This is a genomic window from Micromonospora citrea (genome assembly GCF_049629545.1).
In the GTDB taxonomy this organism is placed as follows: domain Bacteria; phylum Actinomycetota; class Actinomycetes; order Mycobacteriales; family Micromonosporaceae; genus Micromonospora; species Micromonospora citrea_A.
Window position 1 is genome coordinate 58,440 of the sequence record NZ_JBNADX010000020.1, and the last position, 17,499, is coordinate 75,938.

Consider the following 17,499-nt stretch of genomic DNA (forward strand, 5'->3'; position numbering starts at 1 on the left):
TTCCAGCCAGGAGCGCGCATGACCGACCTTGCCATCGACGGCGGCATCCAGGCGACCACCCTGATCGACATCCTGCGCGCCAACGCCGCGTCGGATCCGGGGGCGGTCGCCTTCGCGCAGCTGACCTACCCCGCCGGCACCGACACCTCCGACGGGCGCGGTGTCGCCCGGGAACTCACCCGCGGCACGTACGACCGGCGCTCCGCGGCCCTCGCGGCCACCCTCGCCCCACACCTGGCCCCGGCCGCACGGGTGCTGGTGCTGCTCGCCCCCGGCCTGGACTTCCTGGTCGGCCTCACCGGGGTGATGTACGCCGGCGGCGTCGCCGTGGCCTGCCCACCCCCCGTCGACGGCGCCGGTGACCCGCGTACCGAGCGGGCCGTGCAGATCGCCGGCAACGCCGAGGTCAGCGTCGTGGTGACCACCGCCGAGCTGGCCGAGCGCCTCACCGAGCTGCGCGGACGCCTCGGCCCCGACGTGCCGTGGCTCGTCGTGGACCGGATCGACGAGGCCGCCGCCGACGGCTGGACCCCGCCGGAGCTGACCGGCGACGACCTGGCGCTGCTCCAGTACACCTCCGGCTCCACCGGCGCGCCGAAGGGCGTCATGGTCAGCCACCGCAACCTGCTGCACCAGATCGACCAGACGGTGGCGCTGGCCGGGCTGCCGGCCGGGGCGAACGTGGTCAGCTGGATCTCCCCGTACCACGCGCTGGGGGTGGCCGGGCACCTGCTGCTGGCCCAGTACCTCGGCGGCCGGGCGGTCTTCCTGGCCCCGGAGGACTTCGTCGCCGACCCGCTGCGCTGGCTGCGGGCCATCTCCGACACCCCCGGCCCGGTCTTCGGCTGCGCCCCGAACTTCGCCTTCGAACGCTGTTTGACCCAGGTCCCCGCGCAGCGCCGGGCCGGCCTGGACCTGTCCGGGTGGCACACCACGTTCAACGCCGCCGAGCGGGTCCGCGCCGCGACCATCGCCCGGTTCACCGAGGAGTTCCGCCCGCACGGCTTCCGGCCCGAGACGATGGCGCCCGGCTTCGGGATGACCGAGGCGATGCTCTTCCTCACCGGCCGGCACGCCGACCCCGAGCCGCTGGTGCTCCGGGTGGACGCCACCGAGCTGGAACAGGGCCGGGTGGTGCCCGTCGACGGCGACGACCGCAGCCTCACCCTGGTCGGCGTCGGTCCGGCCGGGCCGCACTGCGAGATCCTGGTGGTCGACCCGGCCACCCGCACGGTCTGCGACGACGACCGGGTCGGCGAACTGTGGGTCCGTGGCCCGGTCGTCTGCCAGGGCTACTGGCAGCGTCCCGAGCTGACCGAGGAGACCTTCGGCGCGCGGCTGGCCGACGGCGTCGGCCCGTTCCTGCGTACCGGCGACCTGGGCTTCCGGCACGGGGACGACCTGGTGCTCTGCGGCCGGCTCAAGGAGATGATCATCATCCGGGGTCGCAACCTCTACCCGCAGGACGTCGAGATGACCTGCGAGCGAGTGCACCCGGCGCTGGCCGGGGCCCCCGCGGCGGCGTTCGCGGTCGACACCGACGGCGAGGAACGACTGGTCGTGGTGCAGTCCATCGCCGACACCACCGGCGTCGACCTCGACGACCTGGTCGCCCGGCTGCGCGCCGCCGTCACCGACGAGCACGAGGTCGAGGCGCACGAGGTGGTGCTGGTCGGCCCGGAGGACGTCGCGAAGACGGTCAGCGGCAAGGTGCAGCGCGGCGCCTGCCGCGACCGCTACCTGGCCGGGGAACTGCGGCCCCTGGCCCGTGCCGGCCGGCCCACCGCCGACGTGCCGGCCGGCCCACCGCCGGCCGCCGCCCCGATGCGGGACATGCTCCTCGCCCTCGACGAGACCCTGCGTACCCCGGTGCTCGTCGCCGAGCTGCGCCGCCGGCTCGCCGCCCTGCTCGGCGCCACCGCCGACCGGGTCGCCACCGACCTGCCGCTGGCCGGGCTGGGCCTGGAGTCGCTGCGCGCCATCGAACTGCGCCGCGACCTCGAACGTGACCTGGGTGTCGGCATCCCCATCGCCGAGTTCATGCGCGGCACCGTGACCGGACTGGCCGACCTGGTCACCGGGCAGCTCGACACCGCCCCGGGCGGCCGGGACATCGCCTGGCGGCCGGTCGTCGCCGACCCCGGGCACCGTCACGAACCCTTCCCGCTCACCGAGCAGCAGTACGCCTACTTCGTCGGCCGCAGCGCCGGCTACGACCTCGGCGAGGTCTCCATCCACATCTACGTCGAGATCGACGCCACCGACCTCGACCTCGACCGGCTGACCCGTGCCCTGAACCGGCTCGTCGCCCGGCAGGAGATGCTGCGCGCCGTGGTCCGCAGCGACGGCACCCAGCAGATCCTCCCCGCCGACCAGGTCCCCCCGATCGACATCGCCCTGGCCGACCTGTCCGAGGTGGACCCGGCGGAACGGGATGCCCAACTCGCCGAGACCCGCGACGAGCTGAGCCACCAGGTGCTGCCGATGGACCACTGGCCGATGTTCGAGGTCCGGGCCAGCCGGCTGCCCGGCGGCACCACCCGGGTGCACGTCAGCCTCGACCTGCTGGTGGCCGACGTGGCCAGCGTGCGGCTGTTCTTCCTGGAGTGGGGCGACCACTACGCCCACCCGGACGCCCACCCCGAGCCGCTGCCGGTCTCCTTCCGCGACTACGTGCTCGCCCTGGACCAGGTCGCCGGCTCCGAGGCGTACCGGCGCTCCCGGGACTACTGGCTGGCCCGCATCCCGGACCTGCCGCCCGGCCCGGAGCTGCCGTTGGTCGCCGGGGCGGACCGGCGGCGCCGGCGGCGCCGCTCGCACCTGCTCGACGCCGACCGGTGGGCGCGGCTGCGGGCCCGGGCCGCCCGGCGCGGCGTCACCCCGTCGGTGGTGCAGCTCGCCGCGTTCGCCGAGGTGCTCGGCAGGTGGAGTCGGACCGGCCGGTTCACCGTCAACGTGCCGCTGTTCAACCGAATGCCGCTGCACCCGCGCATCGACGACGTCATCGGCGACTTCACCGCGGTCACCCTGCTGGAGATCGACGTCACCCCCCGCGACGGCCTCGGCGGGCTGGCCGAACGGATCCAACGGCAGCTCTGGCAGGACCTGGAGCACCGCTACTTCTCCGGCGTCGAGGTCATGCGCGAACTGAGCCGCCAGCGCGGCGTACGCCCCGGCACCTTCGCCACGGTGGTCTTCGCCAGCGCCCGGGAACAGGGCCGGGACCAGGAAGGCGCGCAGGGCGCGCTCGGCGCCGCCTGGCTCGGCGAGACCGTCTCGGTGATCTCGCAGACCCCGCAGGTGCTCTTCGACCACCAGGTCTACGAGGACCACGGCGCGCTGTCGTACCACTGGGACGTGGTCGAGGACCTCTTCCCCGACGCCATGCTCGACGACCTCTTCCACGCCTACACCGACCTGCTGGAGCGGCTTGCCACCGACGACGACGCGTGGGCGCCCGGGGCGCCGGACGCGCTGCCGGCCGCCCAGCGGCACCTGATCGCCGCCGCCAACGCCACGACCGTCGACATCCCCGACGAGCTGCTGTTCACCGCCATCGGCCGGCAGGCCGCCGCCCACCCCGAGCGCACCGCCGTCATCGGCGCCGACGCGACCCTGAGCTACGGGCAGCTCTGGCGGCGTGCCACCGCGCTGGCCCGGCGGGTACGCGCCGCCGGGGCACGCCCCAACCAGCTCGTCGCCGTGGCCGCCGACAAGAGCGCCGCCCAGCTCGTCGCGGCCCTCGCGGTGCAGCTCGCCGGGGCGGCGTACCTGCCGGTCGACCCGGACCTGCCCGCCGCCCGGCAGGACCACCTGCTGCGCCGGGGCGAGGTGGGCGTCGTGCTGGTCCGCGCCGACGGCCCGACCCGCGACGACTGGCCCGACGGGCTGCGGGTGCTGCCGGTCGACGCCACCGTCGAGCCCGACGGTGAGGTGGCCGACCTGGAGCCGGCGCAGCGTCCCGACGACCTGGCGTACGTGCTGTTCACCTCCGGCTCCACCGGGGAGCCGAAGGGGGTGATGCTGTCGCACCGGGCCACCCTCGCCACCGTCGCGCAGGTCCGTGACCGCTGTGCGCTCGGCCCCGACGACGTCGCCCTCGGCCTGTCCGCGCTGAGCTTCGACCTGTCCGTGTGGGACGTCTTCGGCGTCCTCGGCGCCGGGGCGACGCTGGTGTTGCCCGAACCGGCCGCCGCCCGTGACCCGGGCCGCTGGCTGGAGCTGATGGCCACCCACCGGGTCACCTGCTGGAACTCGGTGCCCGCGCTGGCCCAGATGCTGGTCGAGCACGCCGAGGCGGACGGCGGGCACCCGGGCCTGGCCGACCTGCGGCTGATGTGGCTCTCCGGCGACTGGATCCCGGTGCCCCTGCCCGACCGGGTCCGGGCGCTCGCCCCACGGGTCCGCTTCGTCGCCTCCGGCGGCCCCACCGAGACCGCCATCTGGTGCGTCGCCCACGACGTGACGACCGTCGACCCGACGTGGGAGTCCATCCCGTACGGGCGGCCGCTGGCCAACCACCGCGTGCACGTGCTCAACGACCGGATGCGGTCCTGCCCGGTCGGCGTGCCGGGGGAGATGTACATCGGCGGCGCCGGCCTGGCCGACGGCTACTGGCGTGACCCGGACCTGACCGCGGCCTCCTTCGTCACGCACCCGGACACCGGCGAACGGCTCTACCGCTCCGGCGACCTGGGTCGCTGGCTGCCGGACGGCACCCTGCAGATCCTCGGCCGCGACGACCACCAGGTGAAGATCGGCGGGTTCCGGATCGAGCTGGGCGAGGTGGAGGCCACCCTGACCCGGCACCCCGGGATACGACAGGCCGCCGTGGTGGCCGCCGGCCCGGACCGACAGCGTCGCCGGCTGGTCGCCTTCGTCGTACCCGACGGCCCCACCGAGCCCGGTGGCCCGGCCGGCACGGAGCTGGACCCGAAGGTCGCCGAGAAGAAGATCCTCGGGGAGGTGGAGGCGGACCCGGTACGCCGTGCCGAGTTCACCCTCGCCCGGCGGGGCCTGCGCACCGACCTGACCGGCCCGCCCGTCGCGCTGCCCTCCACCGGTGAACGGGCCGAGGCCGACGCCCGCTGGGCGCGGCGGGCCAGCCGGCGGGTCTACGCCGACCGGCCGGTGCCCCTGGCCGACCTGGCCCGGCTGCTGGAGTGCCTGCGCAGCCGGGACGGGGAGGTGCTGCCGAAGTACCGCTACGCCTCGGCCGGCGCGCTCTACCCGGTCCAGACGTACGTGCACGTGCGCCCCGGTCGGGTGGCCGGGCTGCCCGCCGGCAGCTACTACCACGATCCGGTGGCCCACCGGCTCGTTCCGGTCCGCCCCGACGTCGACCTGGACCGCGGCGCGCACGTCTCCACCAACCAGCCCACCTACGACGGCAGCGCCTTCCAGATCTTCCTGGTCGGCCGGATGTCCGCGATCGAACCGCTCTACGGCACCCGGGCGCTGCACTTCTGCCTGCTGGAGGCCGGCGAGATGAGCCAACTGCTCGACGAGAGCGCCCCCGGGGTCCAGCTCGGGCTCTGCCAGCTCGGCCTGGTCGCCGACGAGGACGCGGTCCGTGACCTGCTCGCCCTCGACGACGACGACCTGGTGCTGCACACCCTGCTCGGCGGGGTGCTCGACCCGACCCCCCGGCCGGCCGGCGGCAACCTCGCCGACCGGCTGCGCGCGCACGCCGCGGCCACCCTGCCGCACTACATGGTTCCGGCGACCGTGGTGACCCTGGACCGGCTGCCGTTGACCGCCCGCGGCAAGGTCGACCGGGCGGCCCTGCACCGCCGGGCCGACTCGGAGACCGGGGGCGGACGGTCCGGTGGGGCCGCGTACGCCGCGCCGACCTCCGAGGTGGAGCGGACCGTGACCGAGGTGTTCCGGCGGGTCCTCGGCGTGGACCGGATCGGCGTCGACGACCGCTTCTTCGACCTGGGTGCGGACTCGGTGACGATCGTGAAGATCTACCGGGAGCTGCGCGCCGCGCTGGGCCGCGACTTCCCGCTCATGCACATGTTCGAGCATCCGACGATCCGGCGGCTCGCCGCCGGACTGGACGGCCGGGGCGACACCGGGGACGACGCGGTCGACGGGGCGTTGCGCCGGGCCACCGCCCGCCGGGGCCGGCGCGCCGCCCAGCCGGTGGAGGTGTCCCGGTGAGCGCGCCGAGCGGGGACATCGCGATCGTCGGCATGGCCGGCCGGTTCCCCGGCGCCCCGGACGTGTCCACCTTCTGGCGCAACCTGCGCGCCGGTGTCGAGTCCATCACCTTCTGGGACGACGACACGCTGCGCGCCGCCGGAGTGAGCGCGGAAACCCTGGCCGACCCCCGGTACGTGCGGGCCGCCGCAGTGCTCGACGGCATCGAGGAGTTCGACGCCGCCTTCTTCGGCTACCACCCGCGCGAGGCGGCACTGATCGACCCCCAGCAGCGCCTCTTCCTCGAGTGCGCCTGGCACGCCCTGGAGGACGCCGGGTACGCCCCGGGCGCGCTGGACGCGACCGTCGGCGTGTACGCCGGCAGCGCCCTGTCCACGTACCTGCTCGGCAACGTGCTGGCCGGCCGGGTGGCCGGCACCATCGGCGAGACGCTGGAGCTGCTGATCACCAACGACAAGGACTACCTGCCCAACCGGGTCAGCTTCAAGCTCGGCCTGGGCGGGCCGGCGGTGGCGGTGCAGACCGCCTGTTCCTCGTCGCTGGTCGCCGTCCACGTCGCGGCGCAGGCATTGCTGGAGGGGGAGTGTGACGTCGCCCTGGCCGGCGGCGCGGCGATCCGGCTGCCGCAGCCCAGCGGCTACCTGTGGGAGGAGGGGCTGATCTTCTCCCGCGACGGGCACTGCCGGCCGTTCGACGCCGCCGCCACCGGCACCGTCTTCGGCAGCGGCATCGGCGTGGTGGTGCTCAAGCGGCTGGAGGACGCCCTCGCCGACGGCGACCACGTGGAGGCCGTCATCAAGGGCAGCGCCGTCACCAACGACGGGTCGGCGAAGGTCGGCTACACCGCTCCCGGGGTGAACGGGCAGGCCCGCGCCGTGGCCACCGCCCTCGGCATCGCGGGCGTCGACCCGGCCACCGTCACCGCCGTCGAGGCGCACGGCACCGGCACCCCGCTCGGTGACCCGATCGAGGTGACCGCGCTGAACAGGGTCTTCGCGTCGCGGGTGAGCGGGCGCGGTCGGATCGCGCTCGGCTCGGTGAAGTCCAACGTGGGCCACCTGGACACCGCCGCCGGCGTGACCGGCCTGATCAAGGCGGTGCTCCAGCTCAAGCACCGGGAGCTGGTGCCCAGCCTGCACTACGACCAGCCCAACCCCGAGATCGACTTCGATGGCTCGCCGCTGCGGGTCAACACCGAGCTGCGCGAGTGGACCGTCAGCGACGCTCCCCGCCGGATCGGGGTCAGCTCCTTCGGCATGGGGGGCACCAACGCCCACGTCGTCCTGGAAGAGGCGCCGGCGCCCGCACCGGTGCCGCCGCCGGCCGGCGCCACCCAGGTCATCACCCTCTCCGCGCGTACCCCCCAGGCGCTGGCGGAGGCCGGGGCGGCGCTGGCGGCCACCCTCGCCGCCCCGGACGCCCCGCCGCTGGCCGACGTCGCCTTCACCCTGCGGCACGGCCGCGTCGGGCACCGGCACCGCCGCGCCGTGGTGGCCGCCGACGCCGCCGAGGCCGCCGCCGCCCTCACCGATGCCCAGCGCGGCGCCACCGGGGTCGCCGTCGACCGGCCGCGGCTGGTCTTCCTCTTCCCCGGCCAGGGCAGCCAGTACCCGGGCATGGGCGCCGAGCTGTACGCCGAGGAGCCGGCCTACCGGGCCGCCCTCGACGCCGTCGCCGAGGACCTCGCCCCGCACCTCGGCCTGGACCTGCGGACCGTGTTGCACCCGGCGGCCGACGTCGACGCGGCCGAGGCGGCCCGCCGGCTGGAGTCCACCGACCTCGCCCAGCCGGCCCTGTTCGCCGTCGAGTACGCCACCGCCGAGATGCTGCGCGCGGCCGGCGTCACCCCGGACGCGATGATCGGGCACAGCGTCGGGGAACTCACCGCCGCCTGCCTCGCCGGCGTCCTGGACCGGGCCGACGCCGCCCGGATCGTGGCCGCCCGCGGCCGGCTGATGGCCGCGATGCCGCGCGGCGCGATGCTCTCGGTGGCCCTCGGGGAGGACGACGTGCGGCCCCTGCTCAGCCCGACACTGGCGCTGGCCGCGGCGAACGCCCCGGAGCTGTGCGTCGTCTCCGGCCCCGACGCCGACGTCGCCGCCCTGGCGGCGACCCTGACCGAACGCGGGGTGGCGCACCGACGGCTGCACACCTCGCACGCCTTCCACTCGCCGATGATGCAACCGGTCCAGGCCCCGTTCGCCGCCGAACTGGACCGCGTCCACCTCGCCCCGCCCACCGTCCCGCTGGTGGCCAACCGCACCGGCACGTGGCTCAGCGACCGGGAAGCCACCGACCCGGCGTACTGGGCGGCGCACGTACGCGACACCGTCCGCTTCGGCGACGCGGTCGCCCTGGTCGCCGACCCCGACACCGTGCTGTTGGAGGTCGGCCCGGGCAGCACCCTCGGCACCCTGGCCCGCCAGGTCGACCGGCGGGCCACCGTGCTGGCCACCCTGCCCGGACCCGGCGAGCCGTCGACCGGAGCGCACCCCGGGCCGGCCCTGCTCGGTCGCCTCTGGGCGGCCGGCGTCCACGTCGCGCTGGCCCCGGACGGACCGCGACGTCGGGTGTCCCTGCCCGGCTACCCGTTCCAGCGCCGCCGCCACTGGATCTCCCCGGGTGGCGGGGCCGCCGCGCTCGACCTCGCCACCCTGCCCGGCGCCGTCGAGGTGCCGGCCGCCGACCCGGCCGAACAGCACACCGGACGACCGCACCTGCGCACCCCGTACGTCGCGCCCCGCGACGACCGCGAACGGTTGATCGCCGGCATCTGGCAGGACCTGCTCGGCATCACCGACGTCGGGGTCGACGACAACTTCGTCGAACTCGGCGGGCACTCGCTGCTGGCCACCCGGGTGGTGGCCCGGGTGAGCGAGGCGTTCGGCACCCGGATCGGGCTACGGGACATGCTCGCCGCGCCGACGGTCGCCGGGGTGGCCACCCTCGTCGCCGCGGCCCGGGCCGACGCCACCGACACCGAGGATCCCGTCGCCGGTCTGCCGCCGGCCCGGCCCGACCCGGACCGGCTGCACGAGCCGTTCCCGCTCGCCGAGATCCAGCAGGCGCAGTGGCTGGGCCGGCTCGGCAGCGTGGAGGGGGGCAACGTCGCCGCGCACGTCTACTGGGAGGTGGACACCGGCGAGGTCGACCTGGACCGGCTCACCGCGAGCTGGCAGGAGGTCGTCCGCCGGCACGGCATGCTCCGGGCGGTGATCGGCGAGGACGGCCGTCAGCGCATCCTGCCCGACCCTGGCCCGTACGTCATCGAGGCCACAGACCTGCGCGACCGCCCCGCCGACGAGGTCGAACGGACCCTCGCCGAGCTGCGCGAGACGCTGTCGCACCAGATGCGGCCGGTGGACGTGTGGCCGCTGTGGGACGTCCGGGCCACCCTGCTGCCCGGCGGCCGGACCCGGCTGCACCTCGGCTTCGACCTGATGATCGCCGACATCGGCAGCATCCGGCTGCTGTCGCGGGACTGGCGGCGCATCCACCAGGGCGCCGGCGACCTGGCCCCGCTCGACCTGTCCTACCGCGACTACGTGCTGGCCACCGAGGAGCTGCGCGGCAGCCCGCTGCACCGCCGCTCGCTGGACTACTGGCGGCAGCGGATCGCCGAGCTGCCACCGCGGCCGGACCTGCCGCTGGCCGTCGCCCCGGCCGCGGTCACCCGGCCGGAGCCGGTCTCCTTCGACCTCGAGCTGGACCGGGACACCTGGCGGCGGATCACCGAGCGGGCCGGCGGGTACGGCCTGACCCCCTCGTCGGTGCTGCTCGCCGTGTACGCGTACGCGCTGGGGGCCTGGTGCCGGTCGGGTCGCTTCACCGTCAACGTCACCGTCACCAACCGGCTGCCGGTGCACCCGCACGTCGGTGACCTGGTCGGCGAGTTCGCCTCGTTCGACCTGCTCCCGGTCGACCTGACCGCGGCCGGCAGCGTGGAGCGGCTGGCCCGGCACCTGCAGGAGCAGAGCTGGCAGGACCTGGAACACCGGTACGTCAGCGGGGTCGAGGTGCTGCGCGAGATGGCCCGGGCCCGTGGCGGCGCGGCCGGCGCGGTGATGCCGGTCGTCTTCACCAGCACCGTCGTGCAGGAGAGCGAGCCGGGCGACGAGACCTGGTTCGGCTGGCTCGGCGACATGGTCCACGAGGTCGCCCAGACCCCGCAGGTGTGGCTGGACTTCGCCCTGTTGGAGACCGCCGACGGGGTCCGGATGAGCTGGCACGGGGTGCGCCAGCTCTTCCCCGACGGGGTGCTCGACGCGGTCTTCACCGCGTTCAGCCGGCTCACCACCGCCCTCGCCGAGGACGAGTCCGCGTGGCGGGAGGACCCGGGGGACCTGCGCCCGAGCGCCCAACGCGAGCTCGTGGCGTCGGCGAACCACACCGCCGGGCCGCCCGCCGACGGGCTGCTGCACGACCCGCTGCTGGCCTGGGCCCGCCGCGAGCCGGACCGCCCGGCCGTCGTCGACGCCGACGGCGTGGTGGTCAGCTACGGCGAGCTGTCCCGACACGCCCACGCCGTCGCCCACCGGCTGCGCGCCCTCGGGGTGGGCCGCAACGAGCTGGTCGCCGTCGCGGTGGACAAGTCCGCCGCGCAGGTCGCCGCCGCGCTCGGGGTGCTCCTGGCCGGCGCGGCGTACCTGCCGGTGGACCCGGACCTGCCCGCCGAGCGGCAGGACCACCTGGTCACCTTCGGCCGCTGCCGTGCGGTGCTGGCCCGCGCGGACGGCCCACGTCGCGTCTGGCCGGACGGGGTCACCGAGCTGACCGTCGACCTGAGCGCCGACGCGCCGCCCGAGGCCGACCCGCCCCTGCCGGCGGCCGACCCCGACGACCTCGCGTACGTCATCTTCACCTCCGGCTCCACCGGCACGCCGAAGGGCGTGATGATCCGGCACCGGGCGGCCCGCAACACCGTCGACGACGTCACCGGACGCTGGTCGATCGGCCCGGACGACGCCGTCCTCGGCCTCTCGTCGCTCAGCTTCGACCTCTCCGTCTACGACGTGTTCGGGCTGCTCGGCGCGGGTGGCCGACTGGTGCTGCCCCGCCACGGCAGCAACCGCGACCCCGGCCACTGGGTCGACCTGGTCACCGCCCACCGGGTCACCGTCTGGAACTCGGTGCCGGCGCTGGCCCAGATGCTCGCCGACCACGTCGCCGGCCACGGCCCGGCCGACGCGCTGGCGGCGGTCCGGCTGTTCCTGATGTCCGGCGACTGGATCCCGGTGGACCTGCCGGACCGGCTGCGAGAGCTGGCCCCGGCCTGCCTGCCGGTCAGCCTCGGCGGGGCCACCGAGGCGTCGATCTGGTCGATCTGCCACGAGATCGGTGAGGTCGACCCGTCCTGGGAGTCCATCCCGTACGGACGGGCGATGCGCAACCAGAGCTTCCACGTGCTCAACGACCGGTGGCAGGAGTGCCCGGTCTGGGTGACCGGCGAACTGTTCATCGGCGGCGTCGGCCTGGCCGACGGGTACTGGCGCGACGAGGAGCGCACCGCCGGTCGGTTCGTCACCCACCCACTGACCGGACAGCGCCTCTACCGCACCGGCGACCTGGGCCGGTGGCGACCCGACGGCACCATCGAGTTCCTCGGCCGGGAGGACTTCCAGGTCAAGATCGGCGGCTACCGGATCGAGCTGGGCGAGATCGAGGCCGTCCTGGGCCGCCACCCGGGGGTCGCCGCGGCTGTCGCCGCCGCCCCCGGCGACCGGCACCACCGCCGGCTCGTCGCCTACCTGGTGCCCGCCGATCCCGCCGCCGACCGCGACGCCCTCGTCGAGGAGGTCCGGGCGGAGGCGGCGCGCGGCCTGCCGGCGTACATGGTGCCGCAGGTGCTGCTGACCCTCGACCGGCTGCCGCTGTCGGCCAACGGCAAGGTCGACCGGGCGGCGCTGCCCGACCCCGCCCGGGCGGCCGGCGCGCCGGCGCCGACCGGTGAGGCGACCCCGACCGCCCTCCTGCTGGCCCGGCTGATCGGCGAGGTGCTCGACGAGCCCGGGGTGGGCCCGTTCGACAACTTCTTCGCCGTCGGCGGGGACTCGATCACCGGCATCCAGATCGTCAGTCGGGCCGCCGCCGAGGGCATCGAACTCATCGCCGCCGACCTCTTCGCCCACCAGGTGGTGGCCGAACTGGCGGCGGTGGCCGACGCCCGATCCGCCGGCGGGCGGGCCGGCGCCGGCGGCAGCTTCCCGCTCACCCCGTGGCAGCGCAGCCTGGTCGGCCCGGACGGGCCGGCCCGCCCGCTCGGCGTGCAGGTGCTCGACGTGCCGGTCCCCGCAGAGCTGGACTCCGACGCCGCGAGCCGGGTACTGGGCGCGCTGCTCGCGGCCCACCCCGCGCTGCGGCTACGGCTGGTGCCGGACCCGGGCGGCTGGCGGCAGCGCGTCGGGGTCGAGGACGAGCCGTACGTGCCGCTCATCGACCTGGCGCCGCTGCCGGCGGCCCGGCGCGACGCCGCCCGTACCCAGATGGTCGCCGACATCCGCGCCGAGCTGGACCCGGTCGACGGGCCGCTGACCCGGGCCGCCCTGTTCGACCTCGGCGGCGGACAACGGCGGCTGGTGTGGCTGGTGGCCGACCTCGCCGTCGACGGCCGCTCCTGGCCGCCGCTCCGCGCCGACCTGCGGCGGGCCCTGGCCGCGGCCGCCGACGGTGGGGACCTTCGGCCGGCCGCGGCGCCGGTGCCGCTGGCCCGCTGGGCCGAGCGGCGGGCCGCCGACACCGGAGGGGAGCCGGCGGACGCCGCCGACGCGGGCACCCCCGCGACGACGTCGGGCGAGGACGTGGTGCCGCTGTCGCCCGACCCGGCCCGGCCCGGCGACGGCTACCGGCGGACCGTGACCGTGCCGGCCGAACGGGCGTCGGCGCTGTTCGACGCGGCGTCGCGGGCGTACCGGCTGGCCGCCGACGAGGTGGTGCTGGTGGCGCTGGCCGCCGCGCTGCACGCCACCGGCGCCCGCCGGGCGGTGCTGGACGTCGAACGCGACCTGCGCGCCGACGGCGTCGCCGAGCTCGACGCCACTGGCGCCGTCGGCCCGTTCGCCGCCGTCGTGCCGCTGCACCTGGCGTTGACCGACGACCTGGCCGAGCTGGTGCCGACGGTGAAGCGCCGGTATCGGGAGGCCACACCGGTGCCCGGTGCCCGGCCGGCACAGCTGCTGCTGCGGCACCTCGGCAACCTCGGCGGCACGGCCGAAGAACCGGCCACCGCGCCCCGGGCGCACGACGGCCCCGGACACCGGCTCGTGGTCACCGGCCACCTCGCCGGCGGGGCACTGCTGGTCGAGCTGTACGCCCCCGCCGCCGGGGAGGCCGACGCGGCCACCCTGGACACGCTGGCCGACGCGCTGGCCGACGCGCTGACCGGGCTCGCCGCGCACTGCGCCCGACCCCACGCCGTCACGGTGGACCCCACCGACTTCCCCCTCGCCGGCCTGGGCCGCGACGACCTCGCCGCCTTCCTGACCGCCGTGACCAGTCGCCGGCCCGCAGCCGCCCGGCCGGTGCCGGACACCGACCCGGAGGGAGCCGTACGATGACCGACCCCGCCCTGAAGGTGCCGCCCCCGGTCACTCGGCTGCCGCCGGAGGACCAGGCCTGGCGCGACACGGTCGCCGGGTTCGCCACGCAGGCGGTCGCGCCCCGGGTACGGGCGATGGACGAGGCCGCCCGGATCGACCCCACGCTGGTCGAGGAACTCTTCACCGCCGGCCTGATGGGAGTGGAGATCCCCGAGGTGTACGGCGGCGGCGGCCGGGACCTGTTCGCGGTGGTGCTCGCCATCGAGGAGATCGCCCGGGTCGACCCGGCCGTCGCCGTCCTGGTCGACGTGCAGAACGCCCTGGTGGCCAGCGCCCTGCTGCACCACGGCGACGGCGATGCCCGCCGACGGCACCTGCCCCGGCTGGCCAACGGCACCGTGGGCGCGTACGCGATCAGCGAGCCGGAGGCCGGCAGCGACGCCTTCGCCGGCCGCACTCGAGCGGTGGCCGACGGCGGCGGGTTCGTCATCGACGGCACGAAGCGCTGGATCAGCGGCGCCGCGGAGGCCGGCCTGTTCGTGGTCTTCGCGCGGTTCGCCGACACCGGCCTGACCGCCTTCCTGGTCGACCGGGACACGCCGGGGCTGACGGTCGGGCCCCCGGTGGCCAAGATGGGCATCCGGGCCAGTTCCACCTGCGACGTCACCTTCGAAGGGGTGCGCGTCGGACGGCGCGATGTGCTCGCCCGCCTCGGCGCGGGGGAGCTGCTGGCGGCCGAGACCCTCAACGTCGGCAAGGTCGGCATCGCCGCCCAGCTCGTCGGCCTCGCCCAGGGGGTGCTCGACGCCGCCACCGGTTACGCGGCCCGGCGCGAGCAGTTCGGCCGGCCCATCGCCGCCTTCCAGGGGGTGGCGTTCCCGCTGGCCCGGGTCGCCGCCGAACTCCAGGCGGCCCGCGCCCTGCTCTACGACACCGCCCGGCTGTTGCAGCACGGCGGCTCACCGGTGCAGCGGCTGCGCGCCACCGCGATGGCCAAGTACGTCGCGTCCGAGGTGGCCGAGCGGGCCGCCGCGCTGGCCGTGGAGACGTTGGGCGCCAACGGCTTCGTCCCGGAGCACGGGGTGGAGAAGTTCTACCGGGACGCCAAGGTCGGCAAGATCTACGAGGGGACGTCCAACATGCAGTTCCGTACGATCGCCGCCACCACGGGCCGGGGCGCCGCCCCGGTGGAGGGCTGACCGGTGGCCCGCACGCTGCTGTTCTGCCTGCCGTACGCCGGCGGCTCCGCGATGCGGGTGTACGGCCGCTGGCAGCGGGAGCTGCCGGAGCCGATCGAGGTGGTGCCGGTCGAGCTGGCCGGCCGAGGCGCGCGGATCGCCGAGACGCCGCTGACCGACGTGCCGGCGATCACCGCCGACGTCCTCGGCACGCTGCTGGACCGCATCGACCGCCCGTACGCCATCTTCGGCCACAGCCTCGGCGCGCTGGTCGCCTACGAGCTGACCCGGCGGTTGGAGCACCTGCACGGCCGGCCGGCGACGCACCTGTTCGTCTCCGGCCACCGGGCCCCGCAGCTGCCCCGGCCTCCCGGCCAGTACGACTACCGGCTGCCCGACGCGGCGTTCCGCGAGCGGCTGCGCGAGCTGGCCGGCACCCCGGAGGAGGTGCTCGTCCACGAGGAGCTGCTGGATCTGGTGATCCCGATCCTGCGCGCCGACTTCGAGGCCGCCGACACCTACCGGTGGCGACCCGGCCCCCGGATCAGCTGCCCGCTGACCGTCTACGGCGGCGCGGACGACCCGGAGGCCCCGCCGGACACACTCCCGGCCTGGTCGGCGCTGACCTCCGACCGGTGCGAGGTGCGGGTCCTGCCCGGCCAGCACTTCTTCCTCGACGACGACCCGGCGGCCCTGCTGAAGGGGATCGCCGCGGACCTGGAGCCGGCCCCGACGGGGGCGGCGGAGAACGGAAGGACCTCCTCATGCGGCTGCGCCCCTGGTTCTACAACACGCTCTATCGGTTCAACCTGGCCCCCTGGGACAGGGAAGTGCGTCCACAGCTCACCGAGCTCGTGGAGACCGGCCGGCTGACCCCCGCCGAGCTGCCCCACGCCCTGGACCTGGGCTGCGGAACCGGGGCGGAGGCCGTCTACCTGGCCGGCAAGGGTTTCGGCCCGGTGGCGGGGGTGGACTTCTCCCCGGTGGCGCTGCGCCGGGCCCGTGCCCGCGCGCGGGCCGCCGGGGTCACCGACCGGTGCACCTTCATCCGGGCCGACCTCACCGCCGGCCCGATCCCCGGCCTCGCCGACGCGTACGACCTGATCTGCGACTTCGGCGCGCTGAACGACACCGAGGGGGAGCAGCGCACGGCGGTGGCCCAGGCCATCCACCGGCTCAGCCGCCCCGGCGGGAAGGTGCTGCTCTGGTGCTTCCAGGGCGACAAGAGCCAGCTCTCCGGCGGCGCGAAGATGGCGCCGATGATCGCCCCGGGAGAGGAGAAGGAGCTCTTCGGCGACGCGTTCGACCTGGAGTATCTGCCCACCCGTCCGCGCACCGTGATGCTGCTGATGACCCGCCGCTGAAGAGCCGGAGGAGCGACCCCATGGACCTGAGCCGTCCCATCCTGATCACCGGTGCCGGCGTCGGCGGCCTCACCGCCGCGCTCGCGCTGGCTCGCCACGGCTTCCCCGTGCAGGTGTACGAACGCCGCGAGCTGGACGAGATCACCGGCAACGCCGGCTTCGGGCACACCATCTGGAGCAACGCCACCACCTCCCTGCGCACCCTCGGGCTGGGGGAGCGGCTGCTCGCCCGGGCCGAGACGATGACCGGCTCCGAGAGCCGCAGCTCACGCGGGCAGGTGATGTTCCGCATGAACACCGCGGAGAGCATCTGGCCCGGCTGCATGCCGACGGTCGGCATCGGCCGAGGGGACCTGATCGGCCTGCTCCGCGACGCCTGCCTGGAACGGGGCGTGACGATCGGGTACGGGCAGCGGGCCACCGGCTACGAGATCACCGGCGACGGGGTCGTGCTGACGCTCGCCGACGGCGGCACCGTCACCGGCGCCGCCCTGATCGGGGCGGACGGCATCCGCTCCACGGTCCTGCAGCAACTGCACGGCCGTCTGCCGGTGGTCTACACCGGACGGTCCACGTACCGCGGCATCACCCCCGGCACGTGCGGGTTGAGCCGGGGCACCGTGCACCTCTTCTCCGACCCGGACAGCCGTTACGGCGGCGGCGCCTGGCTGATCGGCGGCGAACGGGTGGTATGGACGCTCTCCTGCGAACGCACCCCCGGCACGGAGGACCCGCAGGGCATCCCGGCACGGGCCCGGGAGATCGCCGACGTGCTCGGTGGCCCCGCCCCCCAGTTCGTCGGCGCCACCGCACCCGAGACGGTGAGCCGGATCGACGTCTATTACCACGAGTGGCTCGACCGCTGGGGCGAGGGACCGGTGACCCTGCTGGGCGACGCCGCCCACGCCCTCCCCACCGACCTCGGCCAGGGCGCCTGCATGGCCATCGAGGACGGGGTGGTGCTGGCCGACTGCCTGGCCACCGCCGCCGACGTGCCCGGCGGGCTGCGCGAGTACGAGCGCCGCCGCCGGGAGCGGGTGCACTGGATCCGCGAGCGGGTGCTGCGGGTCAACCGGTTCAAGCCGGTCCGCAACCCGGCGCTGCGCTGGGTGGTGGGCCGGATCGCCAAGGTGGTGGTCGCGTCCAGCGCGCCGAAGATGTGGCGTGAGGTGCAGCGGCCCCCGGAGCTGACCGCTCCCGCCCCCGACCGGGCTCTCTCCTGACCATCCGCAGCGGCCCCTTCCCCTTCCGCGGGTC

6 protein-coding genes are annotated in these 17,499 nt (G+C 75.4%); all 6 read left to right on the plus strand.

What is annotated here, in order from left to right:
* The first annotated feature begins 18 nt into the window (after window positions 1-18).
* From ACPFP2_RS20955 to ACPFP2_RS20980, 6 genes are read left to right on the plus strand one after another with little or no spacing between them, the layout of a single operon-like run.
* Window positions 19-6,165, plus strand: a complete 6,147-nt coding sequence (locus ACPFP2_RS20955; protein ID WP_424090865.1) for an amino acid adenylation domain-containing protein — start codon at window positions 19-21, stop codon at window positions 6,163-6,165.
* Window positions 6,162-13,718: an amino acid adenylation domain-containing protein gene (locus ACPFP2_RS20960; protein WP_424090866.1), complete on the plus strand. Its 7,557-nt coding sequence runs from the start codon at window positions 6,162-6,164 to the stop codon at window positions 13,716-13,718. Before ACPFP2_RS20955 ends, ACPFP2_RS20960 begins: the two co-directional genes overlap by 4 nt.
* Window positions 13,715-14,899: an acyl-CoA dehydrogenase family protein gene (locus ACPFP2_RS20965; protein ID WP_424090867.1), complete on the plus strand. Its 1,185-nt coding sequence runs from the start codon at window positions 13,715-13,717 to the stop codon at window positions 14,897-14,899. The genes ACPFP2_RS20960 and ACPFP2_RS20965 overlap by 4 nt, the downstream gene beginning before the upstream one ends.
* A gap of 3 nt (window positions 14,900-14,902) precedes the next feature.
* Window positions 14,903-15,751 carry a thioesterase II family protein gene (locus ACPFP2_RS20970; RefSeq protein WP_424090868.1) on the plus strand — a complete coding sequence of 283 codons (849 nt, stop codon included), beginning with the start codon at window positions 14,903-14,905 and terminating at the stop codon, window positions 15,749-15,751.
* Complete coding sequence (locus tag ACPFP2_RS20975) at window positions 15,709-16,242, plus strand: class I SAM-dependent methyltransferase (RefSeq protein WP_424090869.1); 534 nt, start codon at window positions 15,709-15,711, stop codon at window positions 16,240-16,242. Before ACPFP2_RS20970 ends, ACPFP2_RS20975 begins: the two co-directional genes overlap by 43 nt.
* 20 nt (window positions 16,243-16,262) lie before the next feature.
* Window positions 16,263-17,465, plus strand: a complete 1,203-nt coding sequence (locus ACPFP2_RS20980; protein WP_424090870.1) for an FAD-dependent oxidoreductase — start codon at window positions 16,263-16,265, stop codon at window positions 17,463-17,465.
* Window positions 17,466-17,499 lie beyond the last annotated feature (34 nt).

Excerpts from the sequence above, each read along its gene's own strand:
- ACPFP2_RS20980 (WP_424090870.1), top strand. The coding sequence starts at position 16,263 with ATGGACCTGAGCCGTCCCATCCTGATCACCGGTGCCGGCGTCGGCGGC.
- ACPFP2_RS20955 (WP_424090865.1), top strand. The coding sequence starts at position 19 with ATGACCGACCTTGCCATCGACGGCGGCATCCAGGCGACCACCCTGATC.
- ACPFP2_RS20965 (WP_424090867.1), top strand. The coding sequence starts at position 13,715 with ATGACCGACCCCGCCCTGAAGGTGCCGCCCCCGGTCACTCGGCTGCCG.